Genomic DNA, 3801 nt, shown 5'->3' on the forward strand with positions numbered 1-3801 from the left:
GCATTACCTGTAAAACTGATGTTTTTTAGAATCAGGGAAAACAGCCTGACTGCTTCTCAGGAAAATCCGGCAAAACTATACGACGAAAGGTGTTCTACCTGTGCTTTGAAATTCCTATACATCAAGCAGTTCAGATTTATAAACCAGACTTTCATCCAGATCAAAAACAACGACCAGCTTTTTGTCAGGTTTGAGCTCTAACTCCTTTTCCAGTTGCTCCAAAACCGATTGCATTCGCCTGATGAGTATGTGTTGAAAGCCATTATTAGTCGATCTTTTGCTTTCAGTCGGTTCCGGTGCTTCCGAACCAGAGACTGAAATAAAGGTGTCAGTCCTTTGATAGCTCTGTTCCAACAATTTAAAGGACATGAGCAGGTTAAGAACGCTTTCAGAAACATCTTTTGGTTTTTTTAAGTGAAATGCTTCAGCGGCAAAAGCTGGCTTCAGGATGGTTAGAAATGATACCAGCAGCAATGGGGTGATAACTGAATACAGTTTTATACTTCTCATCAGCCTGGTCTGTTAAGTGTCAAAACTTAACAAGTTAGTCAAGTTGACAGAAAGCATCGAAAAGAATCAATAAAAGCTTTATTTAAGCGGGTTTGTCTTGTTGCCGATAGTTATCAACGTGATGGTTTTTTTGAGTAGCGTTAATGCTTCGGATTTTTTTGTGTGCAGTCTTAATCTTTTCGTCGATGCCTGTTTTGGCGGCCGACAGAGGCCAGTTCTGTGTAGAAAATAACTTGTACGGTGTTTTCTATGCCGTTGTTAACTATATCAGTATCGGTGTGACCGTTGAAAAAAACGGCAGAGTCGTGTTCCCGGAGTCCGGAGAGCCCCGTGGGTTAGGCTGGGGTAGCACCTGGTGCCGCTCGGTTAATCAGGGAGAGGAACTGGTTATTCATGAAGCCTCTTACTGGGGAAGCTGGAACAGCAGGAAGAGATTCTCAACACCGCTTTTGAGTGCCATTGATGTCCGTTTAGAGCAGGCGGGAAGGTACGATGAAGATTACGGCATCAATCTGGTATCACGGCCAGCGGATACCCAGGGTATTCCAGACTCATCTCGCTGGATGACGGACCTCTATACCAACCAGTCGACTCCAATCAATCAGATCTGCATGTTGGGTACCCATAATGCGGGCAGTTATGGGATTTCTTTGTTATCTGCCCAAGACCCTCAAATGGATAAGCCCATCAAAGAGATCTTTGACAAAGTGGGAGCGCTTTTATCCCTGCCAATAAAAGAGGTGATGAAATGGTGGGGAATCACCCAGACAATGACTGTCTATAACCAGCTACTGTCAGGGGCGCGGTATCTTGATATTCGAGCCAGGAAAATTAATGGCAAGCTGGTGACAGCTCATGGGCTTGAGGGGGTGTCGATGGCTTCAGTCATCGCTGATTTGAAGCGCTTTCTCGATGAGAGACCCGGTGAAATTGTTATCTTTCATGTTCATGACTCCCATGGAATGACCCGTGCAGATGAAGAAGAGTTGTTCGCACTTATGGACGCCAACTTTTCCGGTCGTCTGGCACCTGCATCACTGTCTCCTGCCACTGCGATCAGTGAATTTCAGAATAATGGCTATCAGGTTATTTTTGTCTCCGGGTTCTGGAGTAGGGGGTTTCCAAGCTGGTCTAAGGGGAGGGCTCTCAGCAATCCCTGGCATGACCAGAACAAGCCTTATCCTCTGCTGAATAAAGTGGCCGGGGAGATTCAGCGAAGAAGTAACGGTCAGTTTCATGTCGCGCAGCTGATTCTGACGGCTGCAGAGAGTGACTTTAAAACAATGCTGCTACCGGGGTGGCCGCAGAATCTAAGGCAGTTGGTCGCTACCATCCGATACCCGTCAGGACAGTTTCAATACATCAATAATTCAGCGCTGTTATCAGGACGAAGAGCCAATATTATCCTTCAGGACTTTCCAGAGGACGGTGATTTTTACAATACCTGCATGAAGGAAAATATCAGGCAGCTGGGTCTCTGATTCACCTATCTCCAGGGAGGGGACAATGGTCAGGTATATAGGAATTGGCTTGCTTGCAGGCATTTGCTTCGCCTCTTCAGTGTTTGCCTCTGAAAAAATTCAATTTCGAATTGATCAAATACTGGGCAGTCTTGAGGATCGCCAGCTGGCCGAACAGTTGGGGTATTACCGTGAACAGATGGTGACGGGCATTGAGAGCTGGTGTATGGAGCAGGCTGAATGCCGGCCAGAACTGCTCAGTGTTCATGATCTCTCAGCATTTATCACTCTGATCAATAAGAATGAATCTGAGATGCGTCTCAAGATTCTATTTGATCGGGTGTTGAAAAGGTTCAGGGATACCGATTGGGGTCGCAAGATCCTGAATCATCGAGAAATTTTCCTGAAAGATTTTAATGCGTGGTGTTCCACACGCTCCCTCGAGTGCGCTTCCGGCAGGCTTTCTGAGGAGCTGTTGGCGGACTATATGCATCAATGGAACCCAGTGAGCCAACCGTTACAGGCAGCAGTCAGTCAGAGCAAAAATACAGGCCCCCTATTGCCGGAACCCTACTGGAGTTGTTATGACTTCGTGAATGATAAGGACAATACCATTCGCTATGGCTGGCTTTATTGGCGTGATGTAAGGATATTTATCGATCCAGAGAAGGCCAGAAAAAAGCAGGGGCCGCTGGTCTATTACTGGCACGGTTCCAATGAAGACTGGTCACAGATTTACCGTGTATTGGGTCACTCTGTTATTGATGAAATTGTCAGAGAGGGTGGAATTGTCGTAGCTCCCCATGCGGGCGCACCCAAAGCTTTGCCCTGGTACATTATGAACCCGTCAACGACAGGTTTGGAAAATGATTATTATTTGGCAGATCAGCTTGCAGCCTGTGCTGAGCAGCTCTATGACATCGACGAGAGACGAATCTACAGTATGGGGTTCAGTGCCGGAGGGATTCAAAGTGCCGCCATGGGCAGGCTGCGATCCAATTATATTGCTGCCATTGCCAGTTACTCAGGAGGGCAGCTACCCTGGTTCTCATTGTTGTTCAGTCAGGCTCCTGATAACTATTACCGTGCCTACATCACTTATGGTACCCGGGGTGAAGATAAAGTCCCGCTCGTGGAGTTTGCAGATACCAGTGAAAGCCTGGTGGGTTACCTGGAGTGGCGGGGATTTCATGAGCTCATGGTTTGCCAGCAAAGTCGAGGCCATACCCTGCCTTATCGATCGATGAGGCAGGGTTGGGAATTTATTAAAGATGCTCGCTATCAACGGCTGGCGTCTGAACAGACTGCAGAATTTCGAAAAGCCAGTATCAAGCGTAATGAAAAGTATTGGTGCTATTGAGAGTGCTGTAAACGAGTCATGGCTCTGTAACCAGATCTATACTGCAGGCTTTCCTGGTCAGGTTGCTAAGGTTTTGTATGGGTCGTACCTCAATATTCTGGTTCTTCTTTCTGATATTATCTGGCCTCTTCCTGATTTTGGCTTGTTTAGGTCAAGTTGTAAGCGCATCTCAGCAAAAGCGGCCTGACTTTCAAAAGATTGAAAATACGCTTCAGGACTACCTCGTTGAAGAGAACGTGCCCTGGCTGGAAGATTTCAAGACAATCTTTTTAAAAAGTAGTGTTGAGCAACCTTTACTGCCAAGCCTTGAAAAACTGATTCAAAACTATCCGGCACAGACCGAAATTTTTGAGACTGTTGCTCCACTCTACCTAATGCTTCTCTCTTCAGATGAACTTTTTCGAAGCATTGACTTCTTTTCTCGATTAAGAAGGTTTGGAATACCTATTCCTGACAGTATTTTCGCCTACC

Annotated in this window: 4 protein-coding genes; 3 read left to right on the forward strand and 1 reads right to left on the reverse strand. The window is 46.3% G+C overall.

Going from position 1 to position 3801, the window contains the following annotated elements:
- Positions 1-114 precede the first annotated feature (114 nt).
- On the reverse strand, positions 115-510 hold the full coding sequence (locus ACR2PX_RS13230; protein ID WP_433999826.1) for a hypothetical protein: 396 nt from the start codon (positions 508-510) through the stop codon (positions 115-117).
- Positions 511-695: 185 nt separating this feature from the next.
- On the opposite strand from ACR2PX_RS13230, the gene ACR2PX_RS13235 reads away from it, so the two are divergent.
- The 3 genes from ACR2PX_RS13235 to ACR2PX_RS13245 all read left to right on the forward strand — a co-directional run.
- Positions 696-1991 (forward strand): hypothetical protein, encoded by a 1296-nt coding sequence (locus ACR2PX_RS13235; RefSeq protein ID WP_433999827.1) that lies wholly within the window; start codon positions 696-698, stop codon positions 1989-1991.
- A gap of 25 nt (positions 1992-2016) precedes the next feature.
- Positions 2017-3330: a hypothetical protein gene (locus tag ACR2PX_RS13240; protein ID WP_433999828.1), complete on the forward strand. Its 1314-nt coding sequence runs from the start codon at positions 2017-2019 to the stop codon at positions 3328-3330.
- 77 nt (positions 3331-3407) lie between these two features.
- On the forward strand, positions 3408-3801 hold a 394-nt coding region (locus tag ACR2PX_RS13245), incomplete at its 3' end, for a hypothetical protein (protein WP_433999829.1).

The sequence above is a fragment of the Endozoicomonas sp. genome, assembly GCF_051008435.1.
GTDB lineage: Bacteria > Pseudomonadota > Gammaproteobacteria > Pseudomonadales > Endozoicomonadaceae > Endozoicomonas_A.